The organism is Ralstonia sp. 22111 (assembly GCF_052045895.1).
GTDB lineage: Bacteria > Pseudomonadota > Gammaproteobacteria > Burkholderiales > Burkholderiaceae > Ralstonia > Ralstonia wenshanensis.
In genome coordinates this window covers 401,545-420,801 of record NZ_JBQEPR010000002.1, presented here as the reverse complement: position 1 = coordinate 420,801, position 19,257 = coordinate 401,545, and the positions used below count along the sequence as shown (strand labels likewise).

The 19,257-nt window shown below is 64.6% G+C and carries 15 protein-coding genes; 5 read left to right on the top strand and 10 right to left on the bottom strand.

All coding sequences use genetic code 11. The annotated features are described in order from the left end of the window. Positions 1 to 9: 9 nt before the first annotated feature. The 4 genes from ACTJK4_RS08235 to ACTJK4_RS08220 all read right to left on the bottom strand — a co-directional run bounded on the left by ACTJK4_RS08235 (position 10) and on the right by ACTJK4_RS08220 (position 8,970). Positions 10 to 1,485, bottom strand: coding sequence for a PelD GGDEF domain-containing protein (locus ACTJK4_RS08235; protein ID WP_316869954.1), 1,476 nt, complete (start codon positions 1,483 to 1,485; stop codon positions 10 to 12). Continuing rightward, the gene (locus ACTJK4_RS08230) at positions 1,485 to 2,045 is read right to left on the bottom strand and encodes a DUF4136 domain-containing protein (protein WP_232040675.1); all 561 of its coding nucleotides are present in this window, start codon (positions 2,043 to 2,045) and stop codon (positions 1,485 to 1,487) included. The genes ACTJK4_RS08235 and ACTJK4_RS08230 overlap by 1 nt, the downstream gene beginning before the upstream one ends. 69 nt (positions 2,046 to 2,114) lie before the next feature. Further along, positions 2,115 to 6,146 (bottom strand): tetratricopeptide repeat protein, encoded by a 4,032-nt coding sequence (locus tag ACTJK4_RS08225; RefSeq protein WP_440817391.1) that lies wholly within the window; start codon positions 6,144 to 6,146, stop codon positions 2,115 to 2,117. Beyond that, a complete protein-coding gene (locus tag ACTJK4_RS08220; protein ID WP_440817388.1) occupies positions 6,133 to 8,970 on the bottom strand; it encodes a bifunctional glycoside hydrolase 114/ polysaccharide deacetylase family protein in 2,838 nt (945 codons plus the stop codon). Before ACTJK4_RS08220 ends, ACTJK4_RS08225 begins: the two co-directional genes overlap by 14 nt. Positions 8,971 to 9,455: 485 nt before the next feature. Between ACTJK4_RS08220 and ACTJK4_RS08215 the strand changes: the two genes are divergently transcribed. Next, positions 9,456 to 10,763 (top strand): hemolysin family protein, encoded by a 1,308-nt coding sequence (locus tag ACTJK4_RS08215; RefSeq protein ID WP_232040678.1) that lies wholly within the window; start codon positions 9,456 to 9,458, stop codon positions 10,761 to 10,763. On the opposite strand, the gene ACTJK4_RS08210 is transcribed toward ACTJK4_RS08215, so the two are convergent. The 3 genes from ACTJK4_RS08210 to ACTJK4_RS08200 all read right to left on the bottom strand — a co-directional run bounded on the left by ACTJK4_RS08210 (position 10,760) and on the right by ACTJK4_RS08200 (position 12,012). Further along, positions 10,760 to 11,188 carry a carboxymuconolactone decarboxylase family protein gene (locus tag ACTJK4_RS08210; protein WP_232040679.1) on the bottom strand — a complete coding sequence of 143 codons (429 nt, stop codon included), beginning with the start codon at positions 11,186 to 11,188 and terminating at the stop codon, positions 10,760 to 10,762. The genes ACTJK4_RS08215 and ACTJK4_RS08210 overlap by 4 nt on opposite strands. Beyond that, positions 11,091 to 11,648 carry a MerR family transcriptional regulator gene (locus tag ACTJK4_RS08205; RefSeq protein ID WP_440817385.1) on the bottom strand — a complete coding sequence of 186 codons (558 nt, stop codon included), beginning with the start codon at positions 11,646 to 11,648 and terminating at the stop codon, positions 11,091 to 11,093. The genes ACTJK4_RS08210 and ACTJK4_RS08205 overlap by 98 nt, the downstream gene beginning before the upstream one ends. A 139-nt stretch (positions 11,649 to 11,787) precedes the next feature. Further along, positions 11,788 to 12,012 (bottom strand): signal peptidase, encoded by a 225-nt coding sequence (locus tag ACTJK4_RS08200; RefSeq protein ID WP_232040681.1) that lies wholly within the window; start codon positions 12,010 to 12,012, stop codon positions 11,788 to 11,790. 403 nt (positions 12,013 to 12,415) lie between these two features. On the opposite strand from ACTJK4_RS08200, the gene ACTJK4_RS08195 reads away from it, so the two are divergent. The 3 genes from ACTJK4_RS08195 to ACTJK4_RS08185 all read left to right on the top strand — a co-directional run bounded on the left by ACTJK4_RS08195 (position 12,416) and on the right by ACTJK4_RS08185 (position 14,468). Next, positions 12,416 to 12,688, top strand: a complete 273-nt coding sequence (locus ACTJK4_RS08195) for a hypothetical protein (RefSeq protein ID WP_004631175.1) — start codon at positions 12,416 to 12,418, stop codon at positions 12,686 to 12,688. Between the two features lie 184 nt (positions 12,689 to 12,872). Beyond that, positions 12,873 to 13,700 (top strand): MipA/OmpV family protein, encoded by an 828-nt coding sequence (locus tag ACTJK4_RS08190; RefSeq protein WP_440817382.1) that lies wholly within the window; start codon positions 12,873 to 12,875, stop codon positions 13,698 to 13,700. A 327-nt stretch (positions 13,701 to 14,027) separates the two neighbouring features. Continuing rightward, a complete protein-coding gene (locus ACTJK4_RS08185; protein WP_232040683.1) occupies positions 14,028 to 14,468 on the top strand; it encodes a hypothetical protein in 441 nt (146 codons plus the stop codon). 86 nt (positions 14,469 to 14,554) lie between these two features. On the opposite strand, the gene ACTJK4_RS08180 is transcribed toward ACTJK4_RS08185, so the two are convergent. Next, complete coding sequence (locus ACTJK4_RS08180) at positions 14,555 to 15,436, bottom strand: substrate-binding periplasmic protein (RefSeq protein WP_232040684.1); 882 nt, start codon at positions 15,434 to 15,436, stop codon at positions 14,555 to 14,557. 97 nt (positions 15,437 to 15,533) lie between these two features. Then, a complete protein-coding gene (gene pedF / locus ACTJK4_RS08175) occupies positions 15,534 to 16,019 on the bottom strand; it encodes a cytochrome c-550 PedF (RefSeq protein WP_232040685.1) in 486 nt (161 codons plus the stop codon). A 265-nt stretch (positions 16,020 to 16,284) separates the two neighbouring features. Between pedF and ACTJK4_RS08170 the strand changes: the two genes are divergently transcribed. Further along, the gene (locus tag ACTJK4_RS08170) at positions 16,285 to 18,303 is read left to right on the top strand and encodes a sigma-54-dependent Fis family transcriptional regulator (protein WP_440817379.1); all 2,019 of its coding nucleotides are present in this window, start codon (positions 16,285 to 16,287) and stop codon (positions 18,301 to 18,303) included. Here ACTJK4_RS08170 and ACTJK4_RS08165 read toward each other — a convergent pair. Beyond that, on the bottom strand, positions 18,289 to 19,233 hold the full coding sequence (locus ACTJK4_RS08165; RefSeq protein ID WP_440817376.1) for an alpha/beta fold hydrolase: 945 nt from the start codon (positions 19,231 to 19,233) through the stop codon (positions 18,289 to 18,291). The genes ACTJK4_RS08170 and ACTJK4_RS08165 overlap by 15 nt on opposite strands. Positions 19,234 to 19,257: the final 24 nt, after the last annotated feature.

Below are 19,257 nucleotides of genomic sequence, written 5' to 3'. Positions count from 1 at the left end.
TATGCGCCCCTATGCATCGAGATGGCAGCGCGAGAGGAAGCGCTGCAGCGCTTCGCCCGGATGCTCGCCGGTCACATGCAACGTCTGCACGCTGATGTGCCCGCCCTCGAAATCGACGCCGAACTGCGCGCGCAGGCTGTCTTCAATGCGCACCAGATAGGCCGACACCGCGCCCGCGCCCGACAGCGGCATCAGCGTGATGATGGCGCGGCGGTTCTTGCCGCTTGCCTGCCAGACAACATCCAGCGCACGGCGGCTGCGCACCACGCTCTCGAACAACGCGTCGCTGGCCTCGTCCTGGTGGAAGATGAGCGCCACCACCGACGAATCGATACCGGTGTCGCGATGCAGGCGTGCCAGCCGCCCGAGGTCGAGCGCGAATTCGTACGGCGCATCGGGCACGAGATCGAGAATCTCGGAGCTGACGGTGAGGTGGCGCACGCCGTCGGCGTAGTAGCCAAGCAGCACGAGCAGGAACTGCAGGTTCTCGTACGACAGCGAGAGGAACGGCATCTGATGCACGACCACCAGGCCGATCAGCTCATCCGCACCCGACAGCACGGGCGCGCACGCCACGTAGCGCGAGCTGTCTTCCGGGTTGTTCGCATTCCGCAGCTCAGGCGCCTGCGGGTGGCCCAGCGTGTGCGTGTCGATGCAATGGCGGATCAGCGGGTCATCGGCAACGATGTCGAACGGCGTGCCGACACGGGCCACCGGTTCGGTGTCGATGCGGTTGCCTGTCACGCGCACCATGGCCGCCACTTCCAGCTGGCAGGCCTGTGCCGTCCATTGCAGGAACGGCTCGGCGCCGGGCAGTTGCGCCACGTCAGGCGCGTTCTCGGCCGTGCCATGCTCGCGCGCGGCCAGCGCGATATTGCGCAACTGCGTGAGCGTGTCGCGCAGCGTGGTCGGCTTGGCCAGCAGGTCGTTCTCCAGGCGCTCGTGCGAGAGGCGCAGCAGGAAGTGGTTCTTGGTGAGCGCTGCCAGCCGGTCGTTCAGATAGCCATTGACCGTGCGGGCGCGAGACAACCGCGCGCCCCAGATGTCGCCGTACTGCCCGCCAACCAACACCAGCATCAGACCGCCCAGGAAGTACATGCGCGGGAAGCTGCCGGCAGCGGCCGTCTGTCCGTAAAACACGGCCCAGGCGCCCAGCACCACCAGCGCGGCCAGCGCGCCGAGCAGCGTGCCGTAGCGCAGCGCCAGGATGAGCGGCACCAGCCAGATCCACGGAAAGCCGTAGCCGAGCAGCAGCGGGTTGTCGGGCGAGAACAGCCAGACGACGCCAATGGCCACCACCACCGCGCCCAGCGTTTCGAGCACGGCGCTCGGGCTGGAGACGGCGGGCGCAATCAGGCGCCCATACCAGGTCGACGCGCCAATGCCCTGCGCGTTGCGCCGCCGCTCAGTTCGCCCACCCTGGCCGCGCGCATCGGCGGCGGCGCGGCCGGCTGATTGGGCGGAACCTGCGGACTCGGTCTTCATCAGCCCCGGCCCAGCGGCGACAGCAGCTCGCGCAGCAGCTTCTGCGCCACCGCCGACACGGCATCACGGCTCCAGCCGGTGCGGCTGCCGGCTGCGCTCCAGATCACGTTGCCGGTCTGCACGTCAATCACCTGCAGCGTGATGCCGACAGCGGGCTCGCCATCCACGCCGACCTTGTAGCGCCACTCATCCACGGCGCCGGTCAGGGCATAGCGGGCTTTCTCGCCGCGCGCCCAATCCAGTGCACGCGCCACGGCCTCGCGCTCGGCGGGCTCGAACAGCGATTCGCTGTTCAGGTTGGCCGGATACTGCTTGAGGTTGGAGAAGCCGCGCGCCTTCAGGATGCTGGCCGCGATCGTCTCTGCACGCAGGCCTGCCTGCGGCGTTTCGGTGTAATTGGCGATGGGCAGCACCACCCACGCGTCAGACGCGCTGGTTGCCGGTGCACGGCCGCTGTCGACCACCGCGCAGGCGGACAACACAAGCGCCGCACCAACGCCCGCTGCCATGGCCAGCCAGCGCCGGCGGCCGGCCTTCATCTTGTGGATCAAGGGTGTCATCGCGTTCTCCCTGGAGTCTTCCGTTGTGTGCTTCATGTCGTTCTTTCCCCGTTGCTTTGTTCTTGCTTGTCAGTAGAGCCAGCGGTAGCGCAGGCCGATCTCCGTCAGCGGCGATGTACCCGCGCGCGTAATCGACTGGTGCTCGATGTACAGCGCCAGATGGTCGTTGCCAAACACGCTGCCTGCGACGCCAAGCTGAGCCTGCACGCCCCACCCTTCGCGGTTGTCATGCAGCATGCCCGCATCCATGAAGGGCCGCCATGCGCGCGTGTAGCGGTCCAGATAATCCGTGCCGAAGCCAAACAGCATGCCGAACTGGTTGAACGAGCGCGGCATGATCTGATCAACGTCCGGTGCGGCGCCCGAGGGAAGCAGGCGAGCCATCAACGGGCTGACCGTGCCCGTTGCGTTGTAACGTGCAACGGTACCAACCACGCGGATCGTGTAGTCCGGATATTCCACCCGGAAGCGGTGGCCGATTTCACCATCGAACACCATGCCGCTGCCGAGGAACGAGCGATCCTGTCCGTAGAAGCGGTCGCCTTCCACGCGGGCGCGCACGTATTCGTTTTGCGTCAAGCGCCAGTTGTTGCCGATCGAGAACAGATCCTTCACGCCGCCCACACGCAGTTGCGGCGTTTCATTGGCCGGCTGGTTGCGGCCGATCGACAGTTCGGTGCCCACCGGCCCTACCTGCCCCAGCAGACCATCCAGCCGGAACGCGTAAAGCGAGCCCAGCCCCTGGCGCCAACCCACCGTGCCCTTCCACTGTGTGTTCTGCGTCTGGTATTGCGAGATCCAATCCACCTGTCGATCCTGCGCGGGCACACCGGTCAACTGCGTATCGTCGGTCGAGCGCTGGTTCCGCTGGGTGGCGCGCACCAGCATGCTGTAGTGGTCGGTCAGGCGGATGCCGGCGGCGGCGCTGGTCTCGAAGTACGTCAGGGGTGCCTGCTTGAACCACGTCTCGCGCGGCTCCAGCGCCTGCGCATTGGTCAGCAGCGTCTCCTGCACACGTTCGTGCAGTTGTGCGTCATCGGGGGCGGTGGTCAGCCCTTCAAACGACAAACGCTGCGCCTCGCCCAGGCGGTCCGTCATCACATTGGCATCGATGCGGTTGTAGAGCGGAATGCGGTCAGGCGTGTCGTCAAGCAGCCGGTTGAGCGTCTGCAGATCGCGCTCGGCCAGGGCAATGGAGATCTCGGCATAGGCCGGGCGCGTCATGCGGCGCGTGTACTGCTGCAGCAGCCACGCGCGCGCCAGATCATTCGCCTCCTGCGAGAGCGCCCAGCCCAGTGCGGCTTCCTTCGCCACGGCGGAAACAAGCTGATCGCTCACGCGGGCCTGCTTGCGCTTGTCGGCGGGAGTCTGGGGCGGCTCGGGCGGCAACGTGTCGATATCGCCCAACTCCGATTTCTGCACAGCGGCGCTGCCGCCTTCGCGGGCCTGCCGCGTCGCGCGGCGATCATCGCGCAGCAGTTCGATCAGCAGACGCTGCGACAGGTCGCCAGACCCGAACGTCTGCGCCAGTGAAACGCGCCGGGCACGCAATTCAGCGCGTGCATCGTCTTCCAGCGGCGCCGCGTCGCCATCGCCCACCGTGACGCGCGTGCCTACGCGGCGCCCCGCGGGCGGGTTGGCCTTGCCTTTGCCTGTCGTGTCTTCAGCGCGCCACAGCAACCACCACGCTTCGCGGCGCAGCGCCCAGGCGGCATCGGCCTGACCGGCCATTTCGCGGGCATCGGCATAGGCCAGCAACCAGAGCGGATCGGTCTGCATCGACTTGCCCTGGCGGCCCAGGAAGCGCAACGCCAGGTTGGCGTCAAACAGCTGCAGGCCGGCGGCAGCGTAGGCGCCCCAGTACGCGGAATCGTTTTCGGCCTCGCCACGCCAAAGCGCCAATGCGCGCTTGAGTTCGGCGTTCTGACCGGAATCCAGCAGGCCCCAGAGGAAGGCGGCCTTCACATCGCTGCCCGCATCAGGCAGCGACACAGCGCGCCGCAAATCACGCATGGCGGCATCCCACTGACCGCTCTGGCGGAAATACTCTGCGCGCGCCCCCAGCACGCCGGCGGATTGCTCGGCCGCTTTGCGCTGTTCTGGCGTGAGGGAGGCCAGCAACCCATCGATGCGGCGGAAGGCGCGCGCACGCGTGTAGTAGTAGATGGCCTGCTGCAGGTGAACCATCGTGCCATCCTTGCGGAAGGCAAGTTCTGCCAGACGACCAGCATCGATGGGGCTGGCGTCGTAGAAGTCGATCATCGTTGTCAGATCGTCTGGCTCAGCCTTGCCGCCGATCAGCAACTGTCGATACGCCTCACGCGACAGATCATCACGCTGGTTCAGACGCGCGAGCTGGGCGAAGGTCCGCCAGTAGAGGTCATCGGATGGCGTGGCCACCTTGTCCGCGGCCTGCATGGCGGCAAGCGCCTGCGCGAACTGCCCGCGCACGTACAGGATGTTCGCCAGCTTGAGCGCGTACTGCGCGTTGGGACCGAACTCCTTCTGCAAACGCACGTAGGTGTCGTAGGCCTGATCGTCTTTGCCTGCGCGCTCGGCCAGATTGGCATAGCGCTCCAGCACCGCCTGGCGATGCGGCCCGCGTGCGATGCTGTTCAGGTATGCCAGCCCTTCCACGGGTTCGCCCAGGCGCTCGTACGCCGCGATGATCTGGTCGAGCAACTTCATGTCGCCCGGGTTGCGGCTTGCCTGGTAGCGCAGCCCCGCCAGATAGGCGTGGTCTTCGTTGAGCGCGGGCGCCAGACGCAATACATGGTGCCAGGCCGCGTCATCCCCGGTGGATTGCGCGTACGCCAGCCAATAGTTCAACGCCGCCATCGGTTGGCGGTTCCACTCGGCCACCTGCGCGGCACGTTCGGTCCAGATTTTCAGATCGGGCCGTTGGCGCACGGCGGCCTCGGCCACGCGCATGGCATCGTTCAGATTGCCGCTGCCCATGAACACCTGGAACGCGAGGTCGTAGTCTTCGGCATTGAACGGGGCGATCCCGCGTGCAATAGCCTGTGCGCCCGACGGTTGCGCTGGCGAAGCTGCATCGTCAGCCTTGTTCTGCTTATCCGCGACGGGGCGAATGCGTGCAGCGTGGCGCTGACGACGCGCCAAGCCTTCCGGGCCATCCATGAACACCAGGTCTGCGGGACTGGGCAGCGGTTCAGGCCGGCCTGCGAATGCCCAGTCATGACGGGCGACACCGGAGGCCAAGGCAACACCCTCCCCCGCCTGATGCCACGACAGCCGCAGCAGGCGCCGGGCGTATTGGTCTGCCAGATCCGGCCGGTTGCATGCCACCGCCAGACGCGTGAGAAAGCGCAGCGTTTCGGTATCGTCGATCAGTGGGCCCACGCGGCGTTGCGCTTCCGTCATGGCGTCGTCGAGCAGGTTGCCAGCCTGCAGGGCCTTCAACCCTGCAATGAAGTAGCGGCGCTGCTCGTCGAGCGACTTGGCGGTGGCCTGCGCAGCAAAGTTGGCAGCGGCAGCGGCGCGGTATTCGCCCACGCCCAGCGCAATCTCAGCAGTACGCGCCTGCCATTGCGCGGCGCGCGCCACGTCCTGTTTTGCCAGTCGTTGATAGAACTGGATGGCAATCGCCCCCTGATCCAAGCCACGCGACTTGGCGGCGAGCATCTCCAGCTCGGCCGCAGTCCAGCGATAGTCCAGCGCCTGCTTGAGCAGACCACGCAGGTCGACCAGCATGGCCGCGCGCTGCGGATCGTTCGGTTGCAGCGCGTAGGCGCGTTGCTCGCGGATGGCGATATCCAGCAGCAGCGCTTCACGGTCGAGCGTCTTGTCGTGCTGCGCGCGCATGCGAGCGACCATGGCTTCGGCTTCTGCCAAGCGGCCCGTGCGCACGTACTGGGCAGCCAGCACACTCAAGAACTCGCCGTCGTTCGGGCGCACGCGCAGCCACGCTTCCAGGTAGGCCACCGACAGCGCATCGACCTTGCCGCCCTCCAGCAGGCGCGCCTCCAGACGTTCGCGGGGAAACATCAAGGCGAGCGCCAACCCGATCAGCGCACCCAGGGTACCGATCAGCCAGGCTGGCAGCAGCCGTTCACGCGGGGTCAGGTCAGCAGACCACATCGACACGTTGGTAGGTCACGGTTTGCGCAGCAGCTCCTGTCAGATCGACACGCACGGTGTTGTCTTGCGCACGGGCGGTGCGCGCCGGGTTGCCGTTGACCTTCACACGGCAGGCACCCGCATTGGCCAGACGAACAAACGGCTTGTAATAGCCGCCTGCCTCGAAACTCAACGCATTTCCGTTTCGTGCGAAATCGCGCACAAAGGCAGCGGCTTCAGCAATGTACGCCGGCTTGGCCGACTCCGCCCCAGGTGCGAGCGTAAAGCGTGCGGCACCATCATCAAGATGGATATAGATGCCGCCGGCGGCCTTGTCATACCCAACCACCCCCTGCGCATCCGCCATGCGCGGCGTACCGGGCGCCATCCAGCGCAGCTCGCGCAGATCGCCATCGCCGCGCACCACCCAGGTGTTGTCGTCACCGACTTCTCGGGCGATGGCCATGTTGCGGAAGTCCAGCACCTTGACCACATACTCGGTCGAATAGATCGGGAACACGGGCTGCGACAACGCGTAGTCATAGACCTTCTTCAAGGCCTTGAGCGACGCAAGCTTGGTGCCCGAATACATGTGGTAGTAGATGTTGATCGGCTTGAAGCGATACGGCGTGTCCGTCAACTGCAGCGTTTCAATCAGGCGATCGAAACCATAGAACGGCCCGGTCCAATCGTTTGTATAGACGTTCTCGTTCTGGTTTGGCGCAAACACCTGGTAAGCCCCCGGGCCCTTGTCGATGCCCAGCGGCGCAATCTCCGTCCATGATGGCGAACTGCGCGTGATGGTGGTATCGCCCCCGTTCAGGTTGAGCACGCCTGCGTCCCACGCCATGCGCACGGCAATCCCGGGAGGCTGGCAGTCGCCCGACCACTGCAGGAGCTTCACGCGCTTGCCGGGCGGGGCCAGACGCTCGTTGATGTAGTTGATCGAGCCCGCTATCTCGCGATCCAGGCTGAACTTGTAGCCGGGAATGGACAGCGTGAATGCGGTGTCGCCACCGCCCTTGTCCGCACCCGGGCCTTCCTTGGCCCGATCAGCGGCCGCGCCGGGCACGGTGCGGCTCCAATCAAACGGGTGCGAATAAGTATGGGTGCCCAGCTCGACATACGGCAGCGCGAACATCTGGCGCGCAATTGCTTCCAGGCGCGGCGTCAGCTTGGGGTAAAGCCCGCTTGCGCCCACCTCGCCTTCGATGATCGACAGCGTTGTCGGGATACGGTACTTCTCCCACACGTCCTGCAGCAGCACCTCGCCGGAATATTCGGGGCCAGGAAACTCGGCGCGTGAGGCAAAGCCGTCGCCATCCACGTGCACGAGCATGAGCCGGCGGCCGTTTTCAGAGGTCACATCGGGGATCGGCATGTCCGGCAGCGCCAGCGCGCGGCGCAGGAATTCGATCGGCTGGACAACCCAGCGGGCCTGCTCAACGGTGTCCATGGAGAACACCGCGTACGGATTCAGTACGTAGCCGCCCCAGTCGGTAATGGCAGCGGCATCAAACTCAAAGTTGCCCGACTTCAGCCGCAGCAGCGACTGCCCATTCGCGCTCACCTTGATCGGCTGGGCTTCACGGCGCTCCGGCTGGGGCGCCATCTCAAAACCCATCATCTTGTCTTGCGACACCACCGACAGCGGCCCGCTGGCACGCCCGCGCACGAGTTGCAGCTTGAACATGTCGGCCATGCTGCCGTCCACCGGCAGGCCGAACTGGTTCAGGAAGGCGATGTGCACGCCGTCATGAATACGTTGCCGCACCCACGACGACAGCGCCGCGACCTGCCTGATCGGACTGGTGTTCACCCACACCACCACGCCGGCGTAGCGGTCGGGCGGTACCGAAGCGGGCAGCGGCTTGTTGATGTCGGCGTACTCAACGTCGTAGCCAAGAAAATTGAGCGGCGTGGCCACGAAGCGCACGCCCTCGCTGGTGTCGATGGTGGTACGCGGGTCGCGGTCCTGCAGGATCAACACCTTGCGCGGCAATACCTCGATGCGCCCCACGCCAATGGTCGACAGGTCGGGATCGGTCACGTACGGCACCACGCCCTGCGCCTTGATGCGCTTGGCCGTTTCGCGTGCACAGGCACGGTCGGTCGGCGGGCAGTAGTCGATGGCGATGACGGGCAGGTGATAGTCGTCGCGAATCTGGCGCACATGGCCCATCAGCCATTCGCGGTCGGCGTCGCTCACGTCCTTGTACTGCTTGCTGCCCTGGTCCCAGCCGCGATACAGCGATTCAAACGCCACCGCATACGCCAGGTCGTGCACCTGCGGCAGGATCTCAAACCCGCGGTTGAAGATCAGCTTGGCGTCCGGATAGCGCGCCTTGATCGCGCGAATCACCCGCACCATGCCGGCTTCCTGCGCCGCGCGCGAGGCGTCGTCCTTGGCCACCAACTGATAAGAGTCGAGCGTATCGAGGAAAAAGCCACGGTAGCCCTTGTCCCACAGCGGCTTGATGACGTGTTCGACATAAAACGCCGGCCACTCGGGCTGGGCCTGGTCTACCACGCGTGAGGCCCACGCCGCGTTGCGGCCCGACAACCAGGCCTTGGGTAATTCCTTGTACCAGCTGCGCTCAGGCGTGACCTCGCCCACGCTCACATAGGCGTACCACTGCGTCTTGGGTGTCTTGAACTGCGATGGATCGAACCCGTGGTCGGGTTCCACCACCACAGCATCGAAGGCGCGCAACTGCGCCACGGGCGGTTTGTCGCCGTAGTACCACGCGATGTTCGGCGCGCTGGCCGAGACGGAAGATGTAACCGCAGACGCACCGGATCCGGTGGTGGCAGACGTTTGTTGCGCAAACGTCGTACAAGGCATCGATACGGTGGCTGCAATAAGAAAGCCTGCCAACCGAGCGATCGTCCCTGCCGTATTCCCCCGTTTCCCCCCGGTGCGCCGCTGTAAACGGCTGAGAACCCACATGAACTGATACTCCGCTATGCAACTGAGTGCATGAATTAGGCCGATCTGCGCCGGCGCTGAAGATCGGCCCCTGTGGCGGCGCCGTCCCGGAACTGCTGTTTTTCTTCCCGGTCGCCGCCCGCAAACGCAGGCCCCGCAAGGCATACCGAGATAATGTGTCCGAACGTCAAGTATCGCCGATGCCATGGGTACACCGCAAACCACATTTTTGATGGCCGTATACCCCTCTCGGACATAAACAATTGTTTGAGATCAATCGCGCATGCCGTGGTTTGACAAAGCATTCAGGGCTGCACCATGATCATTCGGAGCCACATTCCACGCGACCGTGCAGTTGTCGCTGCGCAACGACGCGACTTGCCCGGACGGCCCCCCCCATCATGTCCGCCCTCATCCTTGCCCTGCTGATCCTGATCAGCGCCTTTTTTTCTGCTTCCGAAATCGCCCTCACGGCATCGCGGCGCACCCGCCTGCAAACCCTGGCCGACGACGGCGACACCCGCGCCCTGCGCGTGCTGCAACTCAAGGACATGCCCGGCAACTTCTTCACCGTGGTGCAAATCGGGGTGAATGCGGTGGCCATCCTGGCCGGTGTCATCGGCGACAGCCAGATCTCGGGGCCGCTCGCCGCGGGGCTGAGCGAGTGGCTGCCTGCCGCCCGCGCCGAACGGATCGGCAGCATCGCCGGCTTCATCATCGTGACGGCGCTGTTCATTCTCTTTGCCGACCTGCTGCCCAAGCGCCTGGCCGTGCTCTACCCCGAGCGCTGCGCCCTGTCGGTCATCGGCCCGATGCAGTCGTGCCTGCGCGCACTGCGGCCGGTGGTGTGGCTGTTCAATGGGGCGGCCGACATGTTCCTCAAGCTGTTTGGCGTGCCGACACACCGCGTCGACCAGATCACCACCGAAGACATCGCCGCCATGGTGGGCGCAGGCGCGGAAGCCGGCGTGCTGCGCAAGCACGAGCTGGCCATGATCGAAAACGTGTTCGAGCTGGAATCGCGCACCATCACCTCGGTGATGACCGTGCGCGACGAGGTGATCTACTTCACGGTGGACGAGCCGCTGGAGTCGATCAAGATGAAGATCATTGCGCAGCCGCACGCCGAATATCTCGTCTGCCGCGAAGACATCGACTCGGTGCTCGGCTTCATCGCGTCCAAGGACATCCTGCAGCAGATCCTGTCGGACGAGTCGTCCGCCGTGATCCGTAACATCAGCAAGCACTACGACAAGAATCTGCTGGTGCTGCCAGACACGCTCAATCTGTCGCAAGCGCTCACGCGCTTTCGCGAGATGCACGAGCGCTTTGGCGCGGTCGTCAACGAATACGGGCTGGTGGTGGGTGTTGTGACACTCGACGACATTGTCGGCGCGGTGATGGGCGACATCCTGTACCTGGGCGAGGACGAGCAGATCGTGCGCCGCGATGACGGCTCATGCCTGATCGACGGTGTCACGCCGCTGGGCGACGTCAAACGCGCCTTCGACCTCGACGACCTGCCCGGCGAACACCACGTCGAAACGCTCGCCGGGCTGGTCATCTACGCGCTCAAGCGCATTCCCAAGAAAAGCGAGACGGTCGACATCGGGCCGCTGCATATTGAAGTGCTCGACATCGACAATCACCGCGTTGATCAGTTGCTGGTGTCGCGGCGGATCGACCCTCCGGCAGCGACCACGCCCTAGGCCTCGGCGTCGTGAGCAGCAAACACTTCCTTGGCGGCAAACATGCCGTTGAGCGCTGCCGGAAAACCCGCGTATAGCGCCATCTGCAGGATCGTCTCGGTGATCTCCGTGCGCGTGAGCCCGACGTTGAGCCCCGCCGCAATGTGCACCTTCAACTGCGGTGCCGCGTTGCCCAGCGCCGTGAGCGCGGCAATGGTGGCAATCTCGCGCTCGCGCAGCGTCAGACCAGGGCGGCAGTAAACATCGCCAAACCCGAATTCGACGATGTAGCGGCCGAGGTCGGGCGCGATGTCGGCCATGGCCTCGACCACGCGTTCGCCGGCCACATCATCGACTTCCTTCAGCTTTAGCCAGCCCCGTGCGTAACGGTCGTCCTGCAGATTGGCGTGGTTTGCGGATTGGGCGGTGTGCGTGTTCGGTGTCATGCGCGTCCTCGTTCGGTTGGCGTTTTGGCTTGTGCTTCGATTTGAGAGATGAGGAAGCAGAGCCCTTCGCGCCTTCCGCGGCTTCAATCCGTGCCCGGATGCCGTCGTAGACAACGAGTTTGGCGCGCAGCACGGCCAGCGTTTCGGCCCGCGCGCGCAGCTCCGCTTCCAGCGCCGCCGCATGCGATTCCAGCAGGCGTTGGCGCGCCGACACACTCTCCAGACTGTCGCCCTGCCGCCGCAGTGCGGCGTACGCCTGCATCTGCGCGATCGGCATGCCGGTATCGCGCAGGCGCAGCAGGAACTCGAGCCATCTCATGTCTTCGGTGCGGAAGACACGATGGCCGTTATCGCGCCGCTGCACGCTGTCGAGCAGGCCGATGCGCTCGTAATAGCGCAGCGTATGCGTCGACAGGCCGGTGGCTTCTGCAACTTGGGCGATGGTCAGGAATGTGGTCATGAACGGAGCTTAGAAGTTAGAGCGCACTCTAAGTCAAGCGACTTTAACGTGAATCTTTTCGGCTCGCACAAAACAAAGCGCCGGCTCCTTCTAGGAGGCCGGCGCTTCGGTGTGCAGAAAATCGGCGGGCTACGGCAGATCAGCCGCCCACGCCGTACGCGCTCTTGTCCTGATGCTTCGGACGATGGTCGCGTTTCTTTTTCTTCTTATGAAGTTGCGTTGCCTTTTCGCCTGCGGCAGGAGCCGACGCGGCGGGTGCCGGCGCGGCAGCGGCAGGTGCCGGAGCCGCTGCCGGTGCGGACGCCTGCGCAAACGCGCCGGCGCTGAAGACTGTAGCCACGAGGGCGGCCAGAAGCTTGTTCATCGTGTTGTCCTTATAGAAGAGACTGGTTTGTGGCGCTACCGGTATCGGATGGAGCGTGACCCATTGCGCTCCCACGCCCGCGATGCAATGCGCGGCCTGACATCGAAATGACCCACGCATCACCACCCAGTGTGGTGTACGCGTCAGCAGTTGTCCACCCGACGCCTGACGGTACGCCGATGCGCCGGGCCTGGCCTTGATGTGTCTCAACCCATCGCGACAGACATCGGACGCAGCGAAAACGACCTTGTTACGCGCGCTTACACCGTGGGCAGAACGCTTACAAACGGCGGTCAGCGCGCTCTCAATGTGAGACGTTTTTGGAGGCATGGATCGCAAATGGGACGAGATCCATGTATCTGGAGTCCCAATATCCCGCTTGTTTCTGATTAAGGAGTCTCACATGAAAGTCGCTCAATCCCTGGCCGCTCTGATCGTTGCTGGTGCCTTCGCAGCCCCCGTGTTCGCAGCTGGCACCGCCTCCGCACCGGCCGCCGCACCCGCACCGGCGGCGACCGCTGCAGCGACGACCACCGATGCTGCTTCGGCACCGAAGGCTGAAGCCAAGCACGAGAAGAAGCACGCTCACAAGAAGGCCCACAAGGCTGCAGCCAAGTCGGAAGCCAAGACCGACGCTGCTTCGGCACCGAAGGCCGCTGCGCCCGCCAAGCAATAAGGCAGCCGCACCATGAAGAACGCCGGGACATCCCGGCGTTTTTTTTCGCCTGCTTGCCAGCGCGGCACTGCAGATGCGTCAGACGCTCGCTGCCTTCCCTCGTCATCCTGCGTTCCGACGGTTCCACTAGAATGGCGTGCCGCCGTTTCCTTCGCTCACATTCCTTTCGAGTTTCCGCCCTCTCATGCCGCTGTCTTCGCGCGCCCTGCCTCGCCTTGTGTTCTTCCTTCTGATGGCCATCGGCGCATTGAGCGGCATCGCCCGGGCACAGACAAGCCCCGCCGCCAACACGGAGAGCAACGCAAACAACAGCGCCGACGCCAGCGACTGGAGCATTGCTGTGGGCCCGGCGATTTACATGTCGCCCAAGTATCCGGGCGCAAAATCGAGCTTCGTGTTTCCGTGGATCGATCAGGAGATCGAGTACAAGCACCGGTTCTTTTCCAAGGGGATGGACTTTGCGGGTGTGTACCTGGCGAACAACGACACGTGGCAGGTGGGCGGCAACTTCCAGTTCGACCCGACGTGGCGCCATGCGCATGACGACGCGCGCCTGAATGGTCTGGGCAACGTCAATGCCACGGTGCGCGCAAAGGCGTTTGCGCAGTACACGGTGTCGTTCCTCACGCTGTCCACCGATGCGGAGCAGGACATCCTCGGTAACCGCCAGGGGTTGATCGCCAACGCCGATGTCTACGCAAGCGCGCCGCTCGGCCGCTGGCTGTTCAGCCTCGGCACCGGCGTGTCATGGACGAACGGCCAGTACATGCGTACGTTCTTTGGCGTGGACGATGGGCAGAGCGCCCGTTCGGGCCTGCCGGTATTTGCCACGCATGCGGGGCTGCGCGACATCCACTTCAATGCCATCGTCACGTGCAAGCTCGATGATCGGTGGACGGCCAATGGCTCGCTCACGGTTGCGCGGGTGCAAGGAGATGCGGCGGATAGCCCGATCACGCAGCGCCGCCAGCAGACCACGGCCATGGCTTCGCTTACGTACCGATTCCGCTGACAGGGCGCCCCGGATCGGGCGCGGTGATGTGCGCAATCGCTTGCGCAGGCAGGTGACGTTTGCCTCGCAAACCTGTGCAAAGTAGGCAATCCGCTTATGAGACCAGAAGTTGGCCCGTGCGCCTCTCACCCAAACGGACCATGCTTCCTTTTCACAACAGGCATGCGCGTGGACTAGCGCAATCGCGCTGCTTTTTTTGCTAGTCTGTTTGGCAAGCGGCGATCACTTCCGATCAATGCGCGGGCAGTGAACGGTGTCTTCCCACCGGCGGCGGACACCGCAAGACAGGAGGGCTTGACCATGTTGCGGTGGATTGCAAACTGGGCCTTGAGCCACGCACCCTCTCCCGAGAAGCAGGCCGAACGCGCGCTAAGCGAATTGCGCATGGAGCTGTACCAGGCAGAGCAGCGCGTGATGGATGCTCAAATGCACGCGGACTATTACCGCGCCCGTATCACGTTCCTGGAAGATGTCGTCAAGAAAGGCATCGAGCGCGTCTCCGATCAACGCAAGGGCAAGCAGGAAAGCGCCCACGCATTGCGCGCCGGTCTCAAATTCACGGCCGAGTTGTGGCGCGAATCGCAATCGCGCGACTCGCACATGCTCAAGCGCCGCACGGCAATGTCGTTCATCGACCCGCACGACGCACAGGCCGACGAATCGCACGCGCCGAAGATCCACCACTTCTCGAAGATCCCCGTGGATTCGGCGTTCGACGACAACGTGAGTGCGCTACCCTCCAAGCACGCCGCGGCGGAGAAAGCATAGCGCGCGAGCTGGCCGGCGCGGCCAGCCCGCACGGCCAGCACATCAGAGACGTCGACACGTTCGGCTCCGTGGGCGGGCAGTGGCGCCTACGGAGCCACCATCGACACGCCGTACTGCGCAAAGATGCGCTGCAGCTCGCCGCTGGCGCGCAGGGCATTGAGGGCGCTCTCCAGCGCCTGCGCCAGTTCACGTTGGTCCGCCTTGACGGCCATGCCGATCGCCCAGCCGCGGGCGGGCAACAGCGGTGACTGCAGCTCGGTCGCCACAAAGCGTGTGGCAGATGGATTCTGCGTCTTCAGCGCACTTTCATATTGCGCCCGCGTCACCATTGCCGCGGCAATCTGGCCGGAGAACAGCGCACGTAGCGCCTCGTTGGCCTCCGGGTAGATCTTCACCTTGTCGCGCAGGGCGCCGTTGGCGCTGGAAAGCAGCGCGCTTGCGCCGCCTGATCCCTGCTCGGCGCCAGTCGCCTGGCCGGCGAGGTCTTCGAAACTGCTGACCTTGCGGACGCGCTCGCTGTCGTACACCAGCACGTAGCCTTCGCGAAGGTACGGCGCGAAGATCAGCACCTGCCCATTCTGCCGAATGAAGTTCGGATCGACCGGCACATGCAGCATCACGTCGGCCGGGCCGTATCCCAGGTAATGCCCCTTCCAGACCATATTGCGCAGGTCGCCCGACATGCCGTCGTCATCCGCATCAAAGGGCAGCAACGACGCCGACAGGCCCATCTGCTTGCCGAGCGCATTGGCAAGCGCCACATCAATGCCGCTGAATTGCCCCCCGACGTTATCGGAGAACGGTGGCAGGCCCTTGTACAGCGCGACCTTCAGGGCGCCGCTCTGGCGGATCTTCGCCATGTCGGCGTGTGCCGGCACGGCGCCCAACACCATGGCTGACGCGGCAAGCAGGAGGCAGGCAAGGCGGCGAAAAACTCCGGCCGCAGCCAACCGAAAACGGGCGTTCATGAGACATCTCCAGGCGGAAAAAAATGAGCGAGCCGATGCACACGAAGGCAGGGACAGCACCGGCTCGCCAAGCTGCCAACTGAGGCAGGCCGACCTACTAGTCCTGTACGCGGCGCGATTCCAGATACGTCTTGATCGCCCAGACCGCTTCCTGGGTCAGCACGCCTTCAAACGGCGGCATGTAGACACGACCGTCACGGGTGCGGCCGTGGCGGACGGTGGCTGTGAAGTATTGCGACACCTCGCCGTAGCAGGCTTCCTTCTTCTTGGCGTCGGCCAACGACATGCAATCGGTGTCGAGCTTGCGCAGGTCGGGGGCGATCCCGCCCGAGATGGCCTCCAGCCCATGGCAGCGCGCGCAGTTCTGGTTGAACCCGGAGGAGCCGATCCGCAGCGCTTCGTCGTGTGCGGGACCGGTCCGGTATGGATTGTCCTGACGCCAATCGGCGCCGAGTTGCGGTAAGGTGTGCGTGTCTACGGCCTGCGGCGTGACATCGCCGTGAGCGGATGCGGTTGCGGGCAATCCCGCGGCCAGGAATGCGCAGGCAGAAAGCAGCGCGAGCAAGTTGCGAGGCGTTTTCAAGAGTGTCTCCTAGTTGTCGTTGAAACGATTTTTGGAGGCATTTCTGCAAGAGCCATACCAAGTCGAGAATCTGCCGGGAGACACCGCCAAGATCCGCCAAACGCTCCAGATATCGGAGGCATGGGTTGGCACAGGTGCTCAGGAATGCAACACCCTGGCAAGGGTCTTGCTTCATGGCGCAACACTTCCGGTTCGCTCCCTGCTTAAATGAAGCGATCCGGGCGACCCGCACACAGATTGCGGGCGAGGTTTTAGGAGACACACCATGACCCCTCACGCGGCAGCCGGCACGCGCGCTTCCGACAACGCCCCGGCCACGCTCGGTGACGCACCGCACGATCAGCCCGAACTGATCGCGCAATCGCACGAACGATCCAAGTCGTACGGCCTGCGGCCCTATGAATCGCCCGACTTCTGCCCGGTGCTGCATAACGAGCTGAAGACCGAGATCGAGCGCAGCCAGTCGCTGTTCACGCACGCGCTGCCCGTCATGGAGACGCTCTACAGCCAGATCGTCAACACGCAGAGCATGGTGATCCTGACCGATACGTCGGGCCTGATCCTGCATTCGATGGGCGACGACGATTTCCTGGCCCAGGCCAGCAAAGTGGCCCTGCAGCCGGGCGCGCTGTGGTCGGAAGCGAGCCGTGGCACCAACGCCATCGGCACGGCGCTGGCCGACGGCAAACCCACGCTGGTCCACGGCTCGGAGCACTACCTTGAGGCCAATCAGTTCCTCACCTGCTCGTGTGCGCCGATCTTTGATCCGTACGGCGCCACCGTGGGTGCGCTCGATGTGACGGGTGACCATCGTGGCTTCCACAAGCACACCATGGCGCTGGTGCGCATGTCGGCCCAGATGATCGAGAACCAGTTGTTTGCCAACACGTTCCAGGACGTGGTGTGCATCCACTTCCACTCGCGCCCGGAATTCATCGGCACGCTGGTCGAAGGGATCGCGGCCTTCACGCCGGCGGGGCGCTTCCTGTCGGCCAACCGCAGTGGCGAGTTCCAGCTCGGCCTGTCGATCCGCGCGCTTCAAGCACATACCTTTTCGTCGCTGTTCGGGCTGTCGATGTCGCAGTTGATCGACCGGGAACGTACCGCGGCGGCAGGCATCGTGCAATTGCAGTTGCCCAGCGGCGTGAAGGTATTTGCGCGCGTCGAATGGAAGCGGCCGGCCAACCGCATGGTGGGCGGCGCAATGGGCGCAGAACGTTCGACCGACCACGACACCGCGCCGCGCCGCGCCTACATCGAGCCATCCCGGCAACCGGCAAGCCTGGAGGCACTGGATACCGGCGACGCGCAGATCCAGACCGTGATCGGCAAGCTGCGCAAGGTCATCGGCAAGGACATTCCTGTCATGGTCCTGGGCGAAACCGGCACCGGCAAGGAACTGCTCGCGCGCGCCATCCATGCCGACAGCCCGCGCCATGCCGGCCCCTTCATCGCCGTGAACTGCGCGTCGATTCCGGAAGCGCTGATTGAATCCGAACTGTTCGGCTACGAAGAAGGCGCCTTTACCGGCGCGCGCAAGAAAGGCGGCATCGGCAAGATGGTGCTGGCCAACGGCGGCACACTTTTCCTCGACGAGATTGGCGACATGCCGCTGCACCTGCAGGCCCGCCTGCTGCGCGCGCTGCAAGAGCGTGCGGTGTCGCCGCTGGGCAGCAACAAGCTGATCCAGGTGGATGTGACCGTCGTGTGCGCGACCCACCGCAACATGCGCGAGATGGTGGCCAGCGGGCAGTTCCGCGAAGACCTGTACTACCGCCTCAACGGCCTGGTCGTGCGCCTGCCCGCACTGCGCGAGCGCACCGACCTCGACGTGGTGGCCGACAAGCTGCTGAAGCTCGAACAGGCAGACGCGCCCCCTATCAGCGAAGCCGTGATGCAGATGTTCCGCACCTACCACTGGCCCGGCAACATCCGCCAGCTCGGTAATCTGCTGCGCACCGCCCGGCTGATGGCCGAAGGCGCGCCGGAGATCACCGAAGACCATCTGCCCGACGATTTTCTTGAAGACTGGCAGGCGCGCCACGGCGACCAGCCGGCGGCAGACAACGCGGTGGCGCCGACAGCGGCTGTGCCGCCCGTCACTCAAAGCGTGGGCGGCTCCCAGCCCAAGCGGCTTGCCGATGTGGAAAGCATGACCATCATGGCGGCCGTGAAGGCGCACAACGGCAACATCTCCGCCGCTGCCAAGGCGCTCGGCATTTCACGCAACACGATCTACCGCAGGATCGACGAGGCAGGCGGCCTGCCCTCAGACACCGACTGACCACGCCGACGCACGGATGGCAGCGCCCAGCGCGTTCGCCATCTCCCCTACCGCCAGGTGCCCGCCCGGCACCCACACCAACCGCGCATGCGGTATCGCTGCAGACAATCGCAGCGTATTCCGGGGGTGGCAAACGTTGTCTTGCCGCCCATGCAGTAGTGTCACCGGCAATCCCCTCGCGCCGATACGCGCAGCCGCCCGCAGCAACGCAGCTTTCCCGAGCCCCGCCCGCCGATACAGGTAGTGCGCCTGCAGCTGGTACTTGCGCACGAGGGCCATGCGCTGCTGCCATGTTTGGCGACGTGCCTGCGGCCGCAGCCCCAACAACCGATGCTCAGCACGCTGCCACGCACGGGCGATGTTCAATTTCTGAACAGTTGTACCAGGCTGCAACATGTCTGTTGCAACGAGAAGGCGACCATGGGCCGCGGGAAAACCCTCGCCCCGCCCGTCGACGCTCCGCAAGAGATCACGACCGGCACCGCGCGCATTGAACAGCGCCTGCACATCGTCGAAACCGGTCAGGAAAGCGCCGCGCAGCACCAGTGCCGATACGGCATTGGGAAAGCGATCGGCATAGGCCAGCGCCAGCGCCGCACCCCATGACCCGCCGACCACGCCCCAGCGCGCAATGCCAAGTGCGACGCGCAGTTGCTCAAGATCGGCCAGCAATGCCGTCACCGTATTGCGCCGTAGCGTGCCGGCCGGTCGCGAGCGCCCTGCGCCGCGCTGGTCCGGCAGCACGGCGCGATGCCGCAGCGGATCGAACCACGCGGCCATCGATGGCACGCAGCCGCTGCCCGGGCCACCGTGCAGCACCAGCCACGGTTCACCGCTGTCGGGCCCGCATTGGCGCACATGCAGGCAATGGCCGTCGGGCGTGCGCAGGTGCAGGCGGGCGGACGTTGTTGGCCAGTCGGAAGTGGGCATGGATGTTGCCTTGATGACGATGCG

Excerpts from the sequence above, each read along its gene's own strand:
- ACTJK4_RS08165 (WP_440817376.1), bottom strand. The coding sequence starts at position 19,233 with ATGCCCACTTCCGACTGGCCAACAACGTCCGCCCGCCTGCACCTGCGC.
- ACTJK4_RS08195 (WP_004631175.1), top strand. The coding sequence starts at position 12,416 with ATGAAAGTCGCTCAATCCCTGGCCGCTCTGATCGTTGCTGGTGCCTTC.
- ACTJK4_RS08210 (WP_232040679.1), bottom strand. The coding sequence starts at position 11,188 with ATGACACCGAACACGCACACCGCCCAATCCGCAAACCACGCCAATCTG.
- ACTJK4_RS08225 (WP_440817391.1), bottom strand. The coding sequence starts at position 6,146 with ATGTGGTCTGCTGACCTGACCCCGCGTGAACGGCTGCTGCCAGCCTGG.
- ACTJK4_RS08235 (WP_316869954.1), bottom strand. The coding sequence starts at position 1,485 with ATGAAGACCGAGTCCGCAGGTTCCGCCCAATCAGCCGGCCGCGCCGCC.
- ACTJK4_RS08170 (WP_440817379.1), top strand. The coding sequence starts at position 16,285 with ATGACCCCTCACGCGGCAGCCGGCACGCGCGCTTCCGACAACGCCCCG.
- ACTJK4_RS08180 (WP_232040684.1), bottom strand. The coding sequence starts at position 15,436 with ATGAACGCCCGTTTTCGGTTGGCTGCGGCCGGAGTTTTTCGCCGCCTT.
- ACTJK4_RS08220 (WP_440817388.1), bottom strand. The coding sequence starts at position 8,970 with ATGCCTTGTACGACGTTTGCGCAACAAACGTCTGCCACCACCGGATCC.
- ACTJK4_RS08190 (WP_440817382.1), top strand. The coding sequence starts at position 12,873 with ATGCCGCTGTCTTCGCGCGCCCTGCCTCGCCTTGTGTTCTTCCTTCTG.
- ACTJK4_RS08215 (WP_232040678.1), top strand. The coding sequence starts at position 9,456 with ATGTCCGCCCTCATCCTTGCCCTGCTGATCCTGATCAGCGCCTTTTTT.
- ACTJK4_RS08200 (WP_232040681.1), bottom strand. The coding sequence starts at position 12,012 with ATGAACAAGCTTCTGGCCGCCCTCGTGGCTACAGTCTTCAGCGCCGGC.
- ACTJK4_RS08205 (WP_440817385.1), bottom strand. The coding sequence starts at position 11,648 with ATGACCACATTCCTGACCATCGCCCAAGTTGCAGAAGCCACCGGCCTG.
- ACTJK4_RS08230 (WP_232040675.1), bottom strand. The coding sequence starts at position 2,045 with ATGACACCCTTGATCCACAAGATGAAGGCCGGCCGCCGGCGCTGGCTG.